Annotated in this window: 16 protein-coding genes and 6 tRNA genes; 15 read left to right on the forward strand and 7 right to left on the reverse strand. The window is 50.6% G+C overall.

All coding sequences use genetic code 11. The annotated features are described in order from the left end of the window. Positions 1-63: 63 nt before the first annotated feature. From ACVDHE_RS09980 to ACVDHE_RS09990, 3 genes are all read left to right on the forward strand, one after another. Positions 64-1341, forward strand: coding sequence for an ATP-binding protein (locus ACVDHE_RS09980; protein ID WP_458884478.1), 1278 nt, complete (start codon positions 64-66; stop codon positions 1339-1341). A gap of 531 nt (positions 1342-1872) precedes the next feature. After that, on the forward strand, positions 1873-2844 hold the full coding sequence (gene mobV / locus ACVDHE_RS09985; protein WP_458884479.1) for a MobV family relaxase: 972 nt from the start codon (positions 1873-1875) through the stop codon (positions 2842-2844). 13 nt (positions 2845-2857) lie between these two features. Next, the gene (locus tag ACVDHE_RS09990; protein ID WP_458884480.1) at positions 2858-3232 is read left to right on the forward strand and encodes a hypothetical protein; all 375 of its coding nucleotides are present in this window, start codon (positions 2858-2860) and stop codon (positions 3230-3232) included. Positions 3233-3240: 8 nt separating this feature from the next. Here ACVDHE_RS09990 and ACVDHE_RS09995 read toward each other — a convergent pair whose 3' ends face one another. From ACVDHE_RS09995 to ACVDHE_RS10010, 4 genes are all read right to left on the reverse strand, one after another. Further along, positions 3241-3534 (reverse strand): DUF6809 family protein, encoded by a 294-nt coding sequence (locus tag ACVDHE_RS09995; RefSeq protein WP_458884481.1) that lies wholly within the window; start codon positions 3532-3534, stop codon positions 3241-3243. A 67-nt stretch (positions 3535-3601) separates the two neighbouring features. Further along, positions 3602-6103, reverse strand: coding sequence for an N-6 DNA methylase (locus tag ACVDHE_RS10000; RefSeq protein WP_458884482.1), 2502 nt, complete (start codon positions 6101-6103; stop codon positions 3602-3604). A 74-nt stretch (positions 6104-6177) separates the two neighbouring features. Continuing rightward, a complete protein-coding gene (locus ACVDHE_RS10005) occupies positions 6178-6843 on the reverse strand; it encodes a hypothetical protein (protein ID WP_458884483.1) in 666 nt (221 codons plus the stop codon). Between the two features lie 99 nt (positions 6844-6942). Then, positions 6943-7437 (reverse strand): sigma factor-like helix-turn-helix DNA-binding protein, encoded by a 495-nt coding sequence (locus ACVDHE_RS10010; RefSeq protein WP_458884484.1) that lies wholly within the window; start codon positions 7435-7437, stop codon positions 6943-6945. Between the two features lie 112 nt (positions 7438-7549). Here ACVDHE_RS10010 and ACVDHE_RS10015 point away from each other — a divergent pair, with 112 nt between their 5' ends. The 5 genes from ACVDHE_RS10015 to ACVDHE_RS10035 all read left to right on the forward strand — a co-directional run bounded on the left by ACVDHE_RS10015 (position 7550) and on the right by ACVDHE_RS10035 (position 10475). Further along, positions 7550-7780, forward strand: a complete 231-nt coding sequence (locus ACVDHE_RS10015) for a helix-turn-helix domain-containing protein (RefSeq protein ID WP_458884485.1) — start codon at positions 7550-7552, stop codon at positions 7778-7780. A 78-nt stretch (positions 7781-7858) separates the two neighbouring features. Beyond that, entirely contained in the window at positions 7859-9088 is a 1230-nt protein-coding gene (locus tag ACVDHE_RS10020) for a tyrosine-type recombinase/integrase (RefSeq protein WP_458884486.1), read from the forward strand. A gap of 9 nt (positions 9089-9097) precedes the next feature. Continuing rightward, on the forward strand, positions 9098-9697 hold the full coding sequence (locus ACVDHE_RS10025; RefSeq protein WP_458884487.1) for a helix-turn-helix domain-containing protein: 600 nt from the start codon (positions 9098-9100) through the stop codon (positions 9695-9697). A gap of 142 nt (positions 9698-9839) precedes the next feature. Continuing rightward, the gene (locus tag ACVDHE_RS10030; protein WP_458884488.1) at positions 9840-10178 is read left to right on the forward strand and encodes an AbrB/MazE/SpoVT family DNA-binding domain-containing protein; all 339 of its coding nucleotides are present in this window, start codon (positions 9840-9842) and stop codon (positions 10176-10178) included. Positions 10179-10181: 3 nt separating this feature from the next. After that, positions 10182-10475 (forward strand): type II toxin-antitoxin system RelE/ParE family toxin, encoded by a 294-nt coding sequence (locus tag ACVDHE_RS10035; protein WP_458884489.1) that lies wholly within the window; start codon positions 10182-10184, stop codon positions 10473-10475. A 120-nt stretch (positions 10476-10595) separates the two neighbouring features. On the opposite strand, the gene ACVDHE_RS10040 is transcribed toward ACVDHE_RS10035, so the two are convergent. From ACVDHE_RS10040 to ACVDHE_RS10050, 3 genes are all read right to left on the reverse strand, one after another. Further along, positions 10596-11213 (reverse strand): hypothetical protein, encoded by a 618-nt coding sequence (locus ACVDHE_RS10040; RefSeq protein WP_458884490.1) that lies wholly within the window; start codon positions 11211-11213, stop codon positions 10596-10598. 133 nt (positions 11214-11346) lie between these two features. After that, positions 11347-11438 (reverse strand) — tRNA-Ser (locus ACVDHE_RS10045). A 37-nt stretch (positions 11439-11475) separates the two neighbouring features. Further along, positions 11476-11628: a hypothetical protein gene (locus tag ACVDHE_RS10050; protein WP_458884491.1), complete on the reverse strand. Its 153-nt coding sequence runs from the start codon at positions 11626-11628 to the stop codon at positions 11476-11478. A 150-nt stretch (positions 11629-11778) separates the two neighbouring features. Here ACVDHE_RS10050 and ACVDHE_RS10055 point away from each other — a divergent pair, with 150 nt between their 5' ends. The 7 genes from ACVDHE_RS10055 (at position 11779) to ACVDHE_RS10085 (ending at position 13605) form a co-directional block, all read left to right on the forward strand. Beyond that, positions 11779-12420 (forward strand): gamma-glutamyl-gamma-aminobutyrate hydrolase family protein, encoded by a 642-nt coding sequence (locus ACVDHE_RS10055; RefSeq protein ID WP_458884492.1) that lies wholly within the window; start codon positions 11779-11781, stop codon positions 12418-12420. Between the two features lie 89 nt (positions 12421-12509). After that, positions 12510-12584: transfer RNA gene (locus ACVDHE_RS10060), tRNA-Gly, on the forward strand. Positions 12585-12593: 9 nt separating this feature from the next. Further along, positions 12594-12670: transfer RNA gene (locus tag ACVDHE_RS10065), tRNA-Arg, on the forward strand. 36 nt (positions 12671-12706) lie between these two features. Further along, positions 12707-12783, forward strand: a tRNA-His gene (locus tag ACVDHE_RS10070). Positions 12784-12832: 49 nt separating this feature from the next. Then, positions 12833-12907, forward strand: a tRNA-Gln gene (locus ACVDHE_RS10075). A gap of 34 nt (positions 12908-12941) precedes the next feature. Further along, a tRNA-Lys gene (locus ACVDHE_RS10080) sits at positions 12942-13017 on the forward strand. Between the two features lie 84 nt (positions 13018-13101). After that, positions 13102-13605, forward strand: a complete 504-nt coding sequence (locus ACVDHE_RS10085; protein ID WP_213037932.1) for a GreA/GreB family elongation factor — start codon at positions 13102-13104, stop codon at positions 13603-13605. The last annotated feature ends 17 nt before the right edge of the window (positions 13606-13622 follow it).

Consider the following 13622-nt stretch of genomic DNA (forward strand, 5'->3'; position numbering starts at 1 on the left):
ACTCCAACCAGAGGTGATACGATGCTGAAAAGCGGAAGTGAACTGCGCCGCCGTGATCTTTATTTGAATCGACTGATCGCGTTTCAGGATACCGAGCCGGTCAAGATCATCACAGGCATCCGGCGCTGTGGAAAATCCAGTTTGATGAAACTTATGGTCCTTCATCTGCGTCAGAACGGGGTGAGCGATGATCAGATCATCGAGATGAATTTTGAATCCATGGACTTCCGCCGAATGACCGCAGAGGAACTGTACCGGTATGTGAAGGAGCGGCTGCCGGAGAAAAAGCGTGCCTACCTGTTTTTTGACGAGATCCAGCGCATCGACCAGTGGCAGGATGCGGTAAATTCCTTCCGGGTGGATTTTGACTGCGACATCTATGTGACCGGCTCCAATGCGTATCTTCTGTCCTCCGAGTATGCCACCTACCTGGCTGGACGAAGCGTGGAAATCAAGGTACTTCCTCTCTCTTTCCGGGAGTTTCTGGACTTTCATGGCTATGTAGTTAGGGAGAGCAAAAGCCCCACCGGAGGAATGCGGAAGCGGATCTATGATACCGATGGTGAAAGTTATGAGCCGCAAGAACTGCTGGATGCTTATCTGCGCTTTGGCGGGATGCCGGGCATCGCAGATGTGGGGCTGGATACCGATAAAGCGCTGGCCCTGCTGGACGGGATCTATTCCACGGTGGTGGTGCGGGATATTCTGGAACGGGAACGCCGCCGTGGTCAACGGCAGATCACAGATCCAGATTTGCTGCGGAAGATCATCATGTTCCTGGCCGACAATATTGGCAACAGCACCTCCATCACATCCATCAGTAATACCCTCGTAAACGAAAAGCTGCTGGACCAAAGCCGTAAGGGAAATCCCTCTGTTCACACCATTCAGGCCTATGTAGGCGCACTGCTGGAGTCTTATATCTTTTACGAGATCAAGCGCTTCGATATCAAGGGTAAGGAGTATCTACGCACCCTGGGCAAATATTATATTGTGGACATCGGTCTGCGCAACTATCTGTTGGGTTTCCGGGACATGGATACCGGACACATCATCGAGAACATCGTTTACTTTGAATTGCTCCGCCGGGGATACGATGTGTCCATCGGCAAGGTGGACAACAAGGAAGTAGATTTTATCGCTGCCAATACGGAACAGAAACGGTATATCCAAGTGACCGAGTCCATGAATGAGCCAACCACCCGCGAGCGGGAATTGGCTCCTCTGCGAATGATCCGGGACAACTACGAGAAGATTGTGATTGCTGGAAACTGCAATCACCCCATAACGGAAGACGGTATCAAGATCATTAGACTGACAGACTTTCTTTTGGATACCTGACGGGAGTACTCAGACACTCTTACATGTACTCACAACAAATAGCATCCCGTGTATGACAGCGTCTGCGAGGAATCGCAGGCGCTGTTTTCGTCTCTGCAATAACCCCCGTCCTTCGTCCCTCGTCCGCCCGCAGGCGCGTTTTTGCCGCCCAGGAGGGGTACACCCCTACCCCCCAGTGAGAGGCGGCAAAAACGGCGGCAAAGGGGCGCATGCTTGCGGGCCAGTCAAGGCCCGTTTCCAGCGCAGCCGAAGCCGCAAAACGGGGTCCCGGGGTGTCCCCGGGCGCACGCCTTGCAGCCCCCACGGGGCGGCAAGGTATAGTGCGTTATACCGCCCTGACAACCGCACGCGAAAATGCCCGGCCCGCCTTGTAGGGGCCGGGCATTTCTCGTGGGCGAGGAAACCGCCGCCACGCCAGCCTGCTGGGTTCAGCAGCAGTTTTCCTGCGGCGGGTTCCACATGGCAGGGCGGTATGTGAAAAAGCCCTCGTCCACCGCAGACCCATCATTTTAACGAAAGGAGTTTTGTGTGATGCCTTACGCCATTATGCGCTTTGAGAAACGAAAAGGCGGACCGGCCTCCGCCATTGAGAAACACCACGAACGGAAAAAGGAGCGATACGCCAGCAACCCGGATGTGGACACCGACCGCTCCCATCTCAACTACCATCTCATCCAGCCACAGCACAAGTACTACGCTGAGATCCAATCCCGTATCGAGCGCGCCCAGCGGGAGAATCCCAAATGCAAGGTGCGCAAGGACAGTGTGAAGTTCATCGACACCATCGTCACGGCCACTCCCGAGTATCTGGATCACCTACCCCCGGAGCAGGTGCGCCGCTACTTTGAACGGGCGCTGGACTTTTTCAAGACAGAGGTTGGAGAAGCGAACATCTTTTCCGCCGTGGTCCACATGGATGAGCGCAACCCACATATGCACCTGTGCTTTGTGCCGCTGACGAAAGACAACCGGCTATCCGCCAAGGAGGTGATTGGAGGGCGGGACAAGCTGGTGGAGTGGCAGGACAAGTTCCACGATCACATGACGGCTGAGTTCCAGGACCTGGAACGGGGTCAGTCCGCCGCCGTTACCAGACGGAAACACATTCCCACCTGGCTCTACAAACAGTCCCACCGGCTCACCGACGAAATGAAACAGATCCGCACCGAGCTGGAGCAGATCGGGACGCTGAATGCCAAACGGCAGAGGGAAAAAATTCTAAAGCTGCTGGAGCAGTGGTATCCCCAGGTCAACGCCTTTGAAGCAAAACTGAAACCCTACGATGATCAAATTCGGATTTTGAAACAGAACGCGTTGAGCGACCGGCGAGATGCAGAGCGGGCCAGGTGGGAACAGCATCAGGAGCACCAGGAGAAGATGTCTCTCATCTACGAGCTACAGGAGTGTCAGGATTTTATTGACTCCATCCCCCAGGATCTCCGGGAGCAACTGAAGGAGCGCTATGAGGCGCAGTTAGAGCAGGAACAGCAATTCAGATATTGAGGAGGTAATCAACATGCGTAATGAGTACACATCCACATTTGAGCAGGACTATCCCTGTCGGGCACAGATCATCCGCTGCAAAGCGGACCGAGATGCCGCACCGATGAATGACTACCGCTATCCAGAGGAGGGCGGTTCTTTCACCGGGACACTGACTTTCCGCTGCTGGCACAGGAGCAAGCCCATGCTCCTATGCTTTTTTGATGCGGATGACGGCCGCAAGATCAAGCTGTCCGTCTGGTGGCAGAGCTGGGGTGTGAATTACTCTCCGTCGAAAACCCTAATCAATTTTGCCGACGAGGTGTTTGACGGTTCCCGTTGGCACTGCACCTACCGGAAGAAGTCCAACGGTTATATCCGCTGGGAGAGGGCGGAGCAACTGGACTGATCAGATGATTAAGCAAGAGCGTCCGGGCCGAGATCATCCTCCGGCTCCGGGCGCTCTTCCGTGTAGTGATTTAGTTCGTTTGCCATTTCCCACGCCAGACGAAAGCCGCAGATAAAACTGTCCATGGAGCGTTGCTCTATCATCAGATTCTGGGCGTCGATGATCTGCAGCACCAGTTTCCGCTCCGGCTTGTCCAGCCGCTCAATGAGCTGCCGGTGGCAGGTTTCCACTTCCTGTTCAGACTCTACCATAAGCGGAGGGGTATAAAATCTGTCGTACAGCAATCTCAGAGTTTCGTTCATGTGCCTCGCCTCCTTGTAGCAAGACACAATAGCATATTTCATAGAATAAATCTACTATTTATTTTTATTAATTGATTACCTGCTGTGCTTGTGCCAACAATTTTTGTGCTTCGTCAATTTTTGTATTATAACGCTTCTCAAATGTACGCATTTTCTTTGAAAGTGCTTTCTGCTGAGAGATATCTGCTGGCAATTCAATAACTATGCTATCCACTTGCTCTGGTGTAAGCTCTATTAGACCTGTGGCTCCTGTAAAAAGACGGTTAATCTGCTGAGCACCAAACCCATTGCGTAGATAATCTGCCAAATAATACGGATATATTTTTTTAGAATCTACTCTAATAATAGTCACATGTCCATCTGCAATAGCAGGGTATTTTGCGTCGTAAACACATGCTTTGCCAAGGGTTCCATCTCCAGTAGAAGCCAACAAAACATCCCCTTTTTGGACCAAATTAAGGTTACTTCCCTCCTTCTTAGCTTTGTCTACATATTCATCATATGCAGACTTCTCAATCCAGTCCGCTCCTTCAAGTATCAGATTTCCAAACCGGCTAATATTACTACCCGCTTTAATTACAACAGCAAATCCTTCATCTTCATCAACATAGCTATCCGCGCTTGGGCTTTTTCCGCGCATAGTTTCTATTTGATTTATATCCTTGATCATGGGATTTGACTTTTCTATTAGCGATTCTATTCTTTTCCGTATATCTACATCCCAATACTTATAGTCTAAACGAATAGTTGTGCTTTTTCCAATAAGGCAAGCATCTACATCATAAGCTGTCCAATTATATCCTCTTCTGGGAGATCCTATTGTAGAGTCCATTACTTGGCAAGCCATTTCACTATATAATTTTTGCGAATCAAATCCGCGCACTTTATCTCCGGAACCGACATATCCCAAACTATCCAATTTACAAAATGTAATATTGTAGTGGTCGTCAAAGTCAATATCTGGATTTTCGCGTTTTTCCATATACAAAACACTTGATCTGACATTGATTTTGTTGGGCTTAAAAGTTTCACTTGGGAGATTTATAATTGCTTTAACGCGACATTGCTGCAAAATATATTTCCGCAAGCCTGCTCCAGTCTCTGTATTTAGTAAACCTTCATCAATAACGGTACAGATTTCCCCTCCAGGAACGGTAGATGCGATCATTTTTTGGATAAAAAGATACTGGCCTTTAGTAGATGATACAGCATACTGTTGCATATCGTCCTTTGACAAAGAATCTCCTTCGGCCGTTCCAAAGGGAGGATTGGTTATTATCAAATCACAATCCGGTTCAGATGTATTCCAATTTTGTGCTTGAGAGGATAGACTGTCCTCATTTCTAATGTTAGTATGTCCGTCACCTGCAATTATCATATTCATTTTAGCTGAAGCGGCAACACCTTCATTTGCATCCGAGCCAAAAAAGACATTTTCTTTTACTTTTTTCACAAGAACATTATATGTAGCTTGAGTAATTTCTCTACTCTGTAATTTTTTATACAACTTAGATAAAGAGTCTTGTAATAGATAAACCAAAAATCCCCCTGTTCCACAAGCTGGATCAAGAACTTTTATATCTGCACCAGTCATCAATGCGTTAGTAATTTTGTTTTCGCCAACAAGCGCATTCATTACCTGTACTAACTCTCTGGGGGTAAAGTACTGCCCAAGCTTTTTCCCCTTCAAGGTAGCACGAACATAGTATTCAAAAGCGGCTCCTTTTGAGTCAACACTGCAATCGCAAAATGATACAGACGCTAAATCTTTGACAAGGCTTAAAAAGGTCTTTGGATTTTTAAGATGAATCTCATCTTCCAAAACTTCGCCATAGGGGGTATTTTCCACGATACTTTCAATCATTGCGTGAATTGCCACTTTAACTTGATCAGCGTTTTTTGCTGGGACTTCTGCCAATTCAAAAAAGCGATAAGAATAAGGCAGCTCAAATGTCTCATCCAAATCACTTTTTTCTTCCAAAAGTCGTAAAAATAGTAGTTTTGAAAAGTCAGAGAAAGCAAATTCTTCATTCTTTTCTATTTTTCTAATAGTACTATGCCCTTTATAAAACAGAGCATTTAACTGTCTGAGTGGCAAACCTGGGCGATAAGGCAAACTACTGTCGTTGGAAATAGGAATAATTGTAGCGTCAGGATCTTTCTTTAGTTCTTTTAATACTTTGGGAAGTTGATCTCTACTGGGGATCTTGTCTATAGGTTTCCCATCCCAAAGAATTCTTTTTTTGTTTTTGGTATTAAAGCAGTGAATATCTACGCCATTAGTTACGATGACAAACGGAACTCTTATTTCTTTTGCTCTGGCATAAGAAATCGCCTGATCTCTATCTTTATTTGTAAGCTTTTTAGAAATTCTCTTTGCTTCTATAAGAAATGCAGCGTTTTTCTTGCCCAAAGTAACAAGAATATCTACAAATCCTTTCGAATAGCTATCAGTAAGGGTGGACATGGTCTCAAAGTCAAAATCTTTTTCTATATCATATCCACGTCTGCTCAAATAAGGTAATATCTTTTTTATTACAGTTTCTGTTTCACTTCTTATATGTGCCATGAGAATTCCTCCAAAATGCTTATATATTGAGTATTATAGCGGAAATCGAGTCATCCTTCAAATATGTTTTGCACTCAAGTTGGCGCTTTTTCCCGGAATACCCTCACATTATAGTAATTCCGGCACTTGGTTCCGCAGAATTCGCTCTTTGCGTGGGTGTTGTAGTACACCTTTCCGCAGTTTTTGCAGACCTTCAGGGCGGGCTTTTCCTGAGTCATCAGCATGGCATAGGACAGCCTAAGCACCTCATACATGCTGTGGGCCTCCCAGATTAGTTGGGGGACCAGTCCACCAGTCACCCGATAGTGCAAGGTGCCCTCCAAATCCAGCATCACAGCCGGTGCCTCAGGTGGCGGAACATCCGCCCTTGTGTAGAGGAAATGGTAGTATAACTTCTGAAATTCTCTGTTGAGTTCGTCCACAGGCTCTCCGTATTGACGGCTGTCCAGCGCCTCCGACACGGGCCCTCCAGCATTTACCCTGGCCAGCCCCAAAAGCCCGTGACGGGCTGCAAAAGCGGCACATAGGCGGTTTTTATCTGGTGTTCCCATACGCAGCTGCCGCCCAAGTTCCAGAGCGTCCGCCACTAACTGTTCAGCCTGCTCTGCGCAGTCATACGCCAGAGGGGTTGCCTTTTCTGCCGGAACCAGATACTCCACATGGTCAAACGTCGTGATCTCATAGTCCGACCACCGGGTCCACATGACATTCAGGTTGGGAAACATGGCTTTCAGTTCCATGGTTATTCCTCCGTTGTAATACTTGTAATCAATATATCATCTTTCGTTTTGGGGTGCAAGCAAGCACCCCGTTTTCTTTTTGTTAAGGGATAAGTACGGTCAGATATCTTCTGGTTTCCGCTGGCCCGTGACCAGAAAGCAGATCTTCTCCAGTGCCTTCTGCCGCTGCTTGGTGATGTTCCGGGTGGTACACCCCATCTGTTTGGCGATGTCCTTGGTTGGGATGCCAAAGACGATATTCAACCTCAAAATTTCCTGCTGCTGGGGCGTCAGTTCCCGCATGGCCCCGCTGACGGGATACTCCGCCACCAGATTAGGCAGATCCTCTGCCTGCTGTGAAAAGATGATGTCCAGCCAGTCATCCTCTTCATACAGTTTCAGATTTTCTGGAATTTGGTAGTGTCCATCCGCACTAATCCCTCCGTTCAAACAGGATAGATCAAAATCATCCCTGTGATCCTCGTACCTGCGGTCATTGTTTTTGTCGTAGTCATCCAACGCCTGCACCACTCCATCCCAATCTCCCTGCTGGGCTAACGCCTGTAATCGCTGCTCTAATCTCTCTTCCTTCAGGTCCCACATGGTCTTCTTCAAGTTTCTCACCTCCCTGGTTCCGTTTTTGGCCGTCTCACCGTCTATATAATAGGCGGTGTAATTTAAGTAATTATTATAATCAATTACAAATAAAAGTCAAGGGGGTGAGACCATGCCCAGAGAAGAAAAAGGGGCGACCCGTTACCGGGCCATGTTCCGGCATTATCCAGATGCCCTGACCCCGGCCCAAGTACAGGAGATGCTGGGGATTGGCAGACGGATGGTCTACGGACTGCTACGCAGGGGAGAGATCCAGAGTGTCCGCATGGGACGGCTGTACCGTATACCCAAGATCACGGTCATTGACTACCTCTGCGCGGTAGATCATGCAGAAAAGACTTGAAAACAGCGTCCACGCAAGGTAACATCACAAGACCTTGAATGGACGCTGTTGATTTGAGAGGAGGAATGGATGGTTCCTATGAGCAACCGAGAAGTTACCGGAAGTCTCTTCGAACGAAACGGCCGTTACACCGCTGTTTTGAATTTGTATGACAAAAACGGAAAACGCAGGCAGAAATCCGTTGCCCTTGGTATTCCGGTGAAGGGCAACAAGCGCAAGGCCCAGGCCCGCCTGGAGGAATTGAAGAAGGAGTACAGTTCCGGGATCATGGAACCGGAACCCCCACAGGAGGAGTCCCCGCTGTTTGCGGACTTCCTGCGGGAGTGGCTGAAAATCACGGCTCCCACCATTGAGCGTACCACCTATCAGAGTTACAAGGGCCTCATCGACGCCCGGCTGGACGCATTCTTCCGGGAGCGTGGACTGCGACTGGAGGAACTGGAGCCCAAGCACATCCGGGAGCTGCACCAGTCCATCTTCAAGGACGGCTGCAACGCCAACACCGTGATCCACTATCACGCTGTGGTACGCAAGGCGCTGCAGTATGCGGTGAAAAACGGGTTGGTAAACGAAAATGTGGCCGACCGGGTGGACCGGCCCAAAAAGGGAAAATATCTGGCGGCGTTCTACTCCAAGGAGGAGCTGGCTGACCTGTTTGAGGCCACCAAGGATGACTCCATCTCTGTGGTGATCCAACTGGCCGCCTACTACGGCTTGCGGCGCAGCGAGGTGCTGGGTATCCGCTGGAGCGCCATCGACTTTGAGAAGGGCACCTTGTCCATCAACCACAAGGTCACCGAGGGCATCGTGGACGGTAAGGTCCGGCTCTACACCGAGGACAAGCTGAAAACCAAGTCCAGTTTCCGCACGCTGCCTCTGATCCCGCCAGTGCGGGTTCTGCTGAAGGAGCAGCGTACCCGGCAGCAGAAGTACCAGAAACTGTTCAAGAAGTCCTACTGCACCGACTACCTGGACTATGTGTGCACCGACGAGATGGGCAAACTGTTTCGGCCCAACTACATTACCGACCATTTCAAACTGCTGCTGAAGCAGCACGGCCTGCGGCACATCCGGTTCCATGACCTGCGCCACAGCTGTGCCAGTCTGCTGCTCAGCCAGGGTATCCCCATGAAGCAGATCCAGGAGTGGCTGGGACACTCCACCTTTGCCACCACCGCCGACATCTACTCCCACCTGGATTTCAACTCCAAGTTGGAATCGGCGGACGCCATCACCGCAGCCTTTGCCGAGGAGAAAACGGCAGAGGAGCAGGAAGAGGATGGCTTTGGTATGGGCCTATCCGTGTGAGGTGACGGGATGGACTACAGTTATTTTTGGAAAGAATACCCTGAAACCATCTCCATGGATCAACTCTATCGGATCTGCCACATCAGCAAACGAAAAGCCCGCTGGCTGTTGGAACATGGAGTAATTCCCTGTCAGGACTCCGGCAAACAGACGCGGCGTTTTTCCATCCGCCTGGAGGATATGATTTGCTTTCTGGAACAGCGGGATGCGGGACTGCTGGATGATGTCATTCCACAGGGGATCTTCTCCAGTGATAGATCCCGCCCAGTCCGTCCGACCAGTCCCTTGCTGGATGAGGTCGAGCTTTGCGCCTACCTGTTGGAGTGCTGGGAGGACTGGCCCGATATGTTGACAACCCGACAGGCATCGGAACTATGTGGGTACAGTGTGAATGCTCTCAACCGCTGGTGGAAGTTGGGGAAGATTCAGGGGCTGAAATACCGGAATGAACTGCAGTACTCCAAGGAATCTCTGGCCTGCTGGCTGGCGTCCGCCAAAGGGCAGGCCATTGCCGTACCCTCCCAGCAGCACAAGGAATGGATAAAGGAGTTTCAGGCAGAGGAGCAGAACAGCGGCATGGGGCCAGACTCCATGCCGCTGTCACTATGATAGGGTGTAACTTGACATTTCCTTTCCCTGTGTTATACTAAAATCAAAGAAATCAAGAAACAAAGAAAATGGTATAAAATTTTTGAATGCGGCATAGGATAGGAGGGAGAAGCAAATGCCAACAGCGGCAAAGGAGCGGCGTATGGAGCGTAAGACAATCCGCATTTCATCCAAACGGCAGGTCACCATTCCCCAGCGGTACTTTGAGCGTCTGGGCTTTGATGAGGAGGCGGAGTGCATTCTCCGGGGAGATGAGCTGGTGATCCGTCCTGTCAAGGCCCAGAGCGGCGGGGAGTTTTCCGAGTACATCCTGGCCGATCTCATTGCCCAGGGATACAGCGGAGAGCAGCTGCTGGAACGATTTAAGGCAGAGCAGAAAAAAGTGCGCCCCGCTGTGGAGCGCATGATCGAGGAGGCGGATACCCTGGTAGCCTCCGGTCAGAGCGGCCCATCTCTGGATGAACTGTTCGGGGAGGACTGAGCCATGTATGAGCTGTGGTACCTGCCCGGCGCGGAGCGGTTTTTCAAGAAGCTGAAGGAGAAAGGCTTGAAGGACGCCTTTCGCAAGGCCTTGGAAGCCATCGCCCAAGATCCCTACACCGGGGAAAGCAAGACCGGAGACTTGTCTGGAATTTATGGCTACGATGTCTACTACAACAAGACCAATTACGAGATCGCCTACCGCATCTATGAGGAGGACGGCAAGTTGGTGGTGGTCATCCTGGCCGGTACCCGGGAGAACTTTTACCAGCAGTTGAAGCGATACATCAAATCATGAAGAATAACAGAAAAAGACAGCGGCATGGAGTCTAATCTCGTGCCGCTGTCTTAAAATGTGCTACACGCAAAGAGCCATTTTCTCCAAACCTTTGAACAGATTTTTATTCCATGGAATCATCTATAAAACAATAATTTTTGAGTCTATCAATTCACCGTGTCGATAATATTCTAAATAAATACGATGATGATCAAAATCAATTTCATAATATATACCAAGAATATATCGGCAAACATGATCTGGTAATGTTACCCCATCAAAGGACCAAGCTGAATACCCGTCTCTGGTTAGCGCAATGAGGCGGTTCTTATCTTTTTGCTTTTCGCTATCTGGTCGACTGGATTTCTTCATTTCCAGAGCAAGCAAATTATCTTGTTCTATATATTTCCCTCTACTATGCATAATTAGATCACATGTAATATTAGTGATAACCTCATTTCGATCTATTATGGTTTTTACTATACCATTTTTATTTCGATTATACTCTACATCAGTGTAATATGAACGAAATGGGGTTCCCCACAAAGAGCGGTTCAAATGTAGCATAAGATTTGCGCAAACCGTTCTTTCAGACACATCTTGTTGAATCAAGTCAAAATCTTTGTGGAGCAAGTTTTTATTTGCGTACTCAAATAGGATTACTAAGTCTCTGTATACAGCCAATGAATCATACCAAGCAATTCGGGGTGGGTAATCTTTTGCGAAAACTATATTGGATCTATTTCTTCTTTTTGGCATATTTCTCCCCCCTAAAAATGATTAGTTACTGTATGCAACACGATTCAATTACTCGATCCAATCTTTTCTAAATTATAGCATGTAAAAGAGCAGGAGTCGATCACCATAAATGATCGACTCCTGCTCCATGTTATGGCGGAGGTGAAGAGATTCGAACTCTTGCGCCGGCGAAGCCGACCTACCGGATTTCGAATCCGGACCCTTCAACCACTTGGGTACACCTCCATTTATTGAAAATCGGTCGCCCGATTTACAACCTACTTTATTCACTTTTCGGGAAAACTGTTAGCATTCTGTTAGCGTTTTGCGTTTTTTGCACTTTTTCTAAATCCTGCAATCCCTTGCGGCACAAGGATTCGCGATTTTTTGCCACGCCTTCATGAGTGACGATTTCGAGTGCGGACTCTTCAACCACTTGGGTACATCTCCAGAATGGGCCCGGGCCGTGATTCGTATTATGCCATATTTTCTGTCCCGATGCAAGTGTCTGGCGGAAAATCCGCGGGACGGTGGGTTGACAAGGAGCGGAGACGCATAGCATGATAGGGAAAAGGAGGCGCTTTTCATGGGCCGTGTACCGGTGCTTTTTGCGTATGGGCAGCGTGCGCGCTATCAGAACTATACAGCGGCGATCATGGCAGCCGGAGGGCTGCTGCGCTTTTCTGAGGAGACCTCGGAGGCGGCGGACTGCGACGGATTGCTGCTGCCGGGAGGCGGAGATCTGGAGCCCTGGCGCTATGGCCAGGAGAATTTTGCTTGCCGGGACCTGGAGCCGGAGCGGGACGATGCGGAACTGGCACTGCTGGAGCAGTTCACAGCGTGCGGGAAGCCGGTGCTGGGGATCTGCCGGGGGCTCCAGACCATCAACGTCTTTTTCGGCGGCACCCTGGTACAGGACCTCCCGGGACACAGTGCTGTATCCCGGGACCGGCTCCACGCCGTGGCCGCCGCGCCCAGGACCTTTGGCTCCCTCTGGGGAACGCGGCCGGTGGTCAACAGTGCCCACCACCAGGCGGCGGACCGGCTGGGCATGGGGCTCCAAGCGGTTCAGTGGGCGCCGGACGGCACCGTGGAGGCCTTTTGCCACGAGACGCTGCCGGTCTGGGCGGTCCAGTGGCACCCGGAGCGGCTGACGGGGCCGCTGGCCATTGCGGGCGCAGCCGACGGCGGGCGGCTGCTGGGGGCCTTCCTGGAACGCTGCCGCTGAGAAGCGCGAAAAAAACCGTACTTTGGTATTGACAGGAAGGAAGGTTCATGATATCATATCTAAGCTGACGATTTCCACGGAGGGCAGACGCAGGTGTAGCACAATGGTCAGGGCACCAGCCTTCCAAGCTGGGGATGCGAGTTCGATTCTCGTCACCTGCTCCAATCAAATTCGCGCCAGTAGCTCAGCTGGATAGAGCAACTGCCTTCTAAGCAGTGGGCCAGGGGTTCGAGTCCCTTCTGGCGTACCAAGCCCCCTGCGGGGGCTGCCGTCGGCAAAATATGTGGTGGGTGTAGCTCAGTTGGTTAGAGCACCGGATTGTGGTTCCGGGTGTCGTGGGTTCGAGTCCCATCTCCCACCCCAGACAAACAGGGGATCGGGGTTGCCCCGGTCCCCTGTTTTCCTTCCACATTGGGGCGTCGCCAAGTGGTAAGGCAAGGGACTTTGACTCCCTCATCCGCTGGTTCGAGTCCAGCCGTCCCAGCCATTTTTCCTGCCGCCCCGGCGGCGAGAGCATGTTTGACCCGGTAGCTCAGTCGGCAGAGCAACTGCCTTTTAAGCAGTGGGTCCGGGGTTCGAATCCCCGCCGGGTCACCACGCCGGAGCAAAGTTCGCTTTGCTCCGGCGCTTTTTTGCATGTTGCTTGAAGGGACCGCCGGTGTTCCGGCGAAAGGAGGACCTATGTATGACGAACTGACGGAAGTGGATATCCGGAAGATGAAAGAGGAGATCGACTATCGCACTCGCGTCCTGCGGCCGCAGCTGATCGAGGAGGTCCAGACTGCCCGGGCTTTCGGTGACCTCAGCGAGAACTTTGAGTACCGCTGCGCTAAGCAGGCCAAAAACCGCAACGACAGCCGCATCCGCTATCTGGAGCGGATGATCCGTACCGCCAAGGTCATTGCACCGGAGTCGAAGGACGATGCCGTAAACCTGTTTGACAAGGTCACCATCTACAACGAGATGACCAAGGGGGAGATGACCCTGCGCATCGTCACCACATTGCGCCAGGATGCCCTGAAAGGCCTCATCAGCAAGGAGTCCCCTGTGGGCAGGGCCCTGCTGGGCCGCCGGGTGGGGGACCGGGTCACCGTGGAGGTGAGCCCGGCCATGAAATACCAGGTGGAGGTCCGTGCCATCGAAAAGGGCTCCGACGACGCCTCCCTGGATATCAGCGCGTATTAAAATAAAGGAGGAACCGC

It is taken from the genome of Dysosmobacter sp. Phy, assembly GCF_054476235.1.

Bases quoted from the DNA above. Each gene is read 5' to 3' on its own strand.
- mobV (WP_458884479.1), top strand. From the start codon at position 1,873: ATGCCTTACGCCATTATGCGCTTTGAGAAACGAAAAGGCGGACCGGCC.
- ACVDHE_RS09990 (WP_458884480.1), top strand. From the start codon at position 2,858: ATGCGTAATGAGTACACATCCACATTTGAGCAGGACTATCCCTGTCGG.
- ACVDHE_RS09995 (WP_458884481.1), bottom strand. From the start codon at position 3,534: ATGAACGAAACTCTGAGATTGCTGTACGACAGATTTTATACCCCTCCG.
- ACVDHE_RS10000 (WP_458884482.1), bottom strand. From the start codon at position 6,103: ATGGCACATATAAGAAGTGAAACAGAAACTGTAATAAAAAAGATATTA.
- ACVDHE_RS10005 (WP_458884483.1), bottom strand. From the start codon at position 6,843: ATGGAACTGAAAGCCATGTTTCCCAACCTGAATGTCATGTGGACCCGG.
- ACVDHE_RS10015 (WP_458884485.1), top strand. From the start codon at position 7,550: ATGCCCAGAGAAGAAAAAGGGGCGACCCGTTACCGGGCCATGTTCCGG.
- ACVDHE_RS10020 (WP_458884486.1), top strand. From the start codon at position 7,859: ATGAGCAACCGAGAAGTTACCGGAAGTCTCTTCGAACGAAACGGCCGT.
- ACVDHE_RS10025 (WP_458884487.1), top strand. From the start codon at position 9,098: ATGGACTACAGTTATTTTTGGAAAGAATACCCTGAAACCATCTCCATG.
- ACVDHE_RS10030 (WP_458884488.1), top strand. From the start codon at position 9,840: ATGGAGCGTAAGACAATCCGCATTTCATCCAAACGGCAGGTCACCATT.
- ACVDHE_RS10035 (WP_458884489.1), top strand. From the start codon at position 10,182: ATGTATGAGCTGTGGTACCTGCCCGGCGCGGAGCGGTTTTTCAAGAAG.
- ACVDHE_RS10040 (WP_458884490.1), bottom strand. From the start codon at position 11,213: ATGCCAAAAAGAAGAAATAGATCCAATATAGTTTTCGCAAAAGATTAC.
- ACVDHE_RS10055 (WP_458884492.1), top strand. From the start codon at position 11,779: ATGGGCCGTGTACCGGTGCTTTTTGCGTATGGGCAGCGTGCGCGCTAT.
- ACVDHE_RS10085 (WP_213037932.1), top strand. From the start codon at position 13,102: ATGTATGACGAACTGACGGAAGTGGATATCCGGAAGATGAAAGAGGAG.